The following is a 1,108-nucleotide window of genomic DNA, read 5'->3' as shown; positions in this document are numbered from 1 at the left end:
GGGTTCTAAGTTGGCTAATTCCTGAATTAACAGGAAAATAAAATACAAAACAAAAGATCTTTAGCAAGGGGGCTAAAGATCTTTTGTTTTAATCTTCCCAGTCTAATTGAAGTTGTTTTAAAAATGCTTTTCGCTCTTTTTCTAATTGTGGATCATATTCATTTTTTATTTGTTTTTCATAAGTACGTTCTTCTAACCATCTCGGCGTTTTTTCCCGACTTATATATTGTCGTGACTTATCTATATTCGCCATTTGTGGCTGTCGTTTATTGTGAATGCGTTTCTCAGCGTCAAAAGTAAACTCTAACCATTCAATTTTACGTCCTTTTTTTGCCTTTATTTTATTGATATTAAGGTTATTAAAAATAAAGCCTAATTCTTTAATGATAGGGGCTAATACTTTTTGATTAATATTTGTCATACGGTAACTATTAGGAATATCCAGCCGTTCTCTAAAATCATCAATTTTAATTTTTACATAGCCAGTATGTTTATACTGCTTAAGTATTCTGAACATATGCTTAGAATATGTAGATTTAAGGTGTGTCATTTCTTTAAGTTCAAATTTAGTGAAGTTACTAGTTAATGAATTAATAATATGTTCTAAATCTGGATTAACACCAATAGCCACATACTCTTTATCTTTATAAATTTCTACTTTAGTAAAAAGAATAAATTTTCTAATAACATTCTCAGTTTCTTCTCTATATGTTAAAGAGAAAACTTTGTCATAGAATTTTTCTAAATCTTGAATAAAAAGCTTTTTATCATGACTATAGTAATTACTTAATTCTTTTAATTCTTCAAATGGCACATTAACAGTCAAATTGCCTTTATCTTTTAATTTATTACACAAAGTAAAAAATAGATTAACTTCAGTATTATTAAATTTTCTCAGTGGAACTAAATTCATATCATTTTTATATACTACTGTTTCTCCACTCAACTAACTCCACTCCAATCTAAAAGAAACCTATATAGAATAAAGATTCCTATTAACTTTAATTGTAAATACTTATAATCACTATGTTATAAACAATAATAACATAAAGAAACCTAATATAAAAAAAGTTTCTTTAGTTTAATGATTGGTTGCCTTTAGTTTAAT

At 26.4% G+C, this 1,108-nt stretch carries 1 protein-coding gene; it reads right to left on the bottom strand.

Translation table 11 applies throughout. The annotated features are described in order from the left end of the window. Positions 1–88 precede the first annotated feature (88 nt). Entirely contained in the window at positions 89–946 is an 858-nt protein-coding gene (locus tag HMPREF2629_RS00975; protein ID WP_002498908.1) for a replication initiation protein, read from the bottom strand. Positions 947–1,108 lie beyond the last annotated feature (162 nt).

Origin of the sequence: Staphylococcus sp. HMSC034C12 (assembly GCF_001835895.1) — a bacterium.
Taxonomy (GTDB): domain Bacteria; phylum Bacillota; class Bacilli; order Staphylococcales; family Staphylococcaceae; genus Staphylococcus; species Staphylococcus hominis.
The sequence above is the reverse complement of the archived record's forward strand: the minus strand, read 5'-3'. Positions and strand labels throughout refer to the sequence as shown.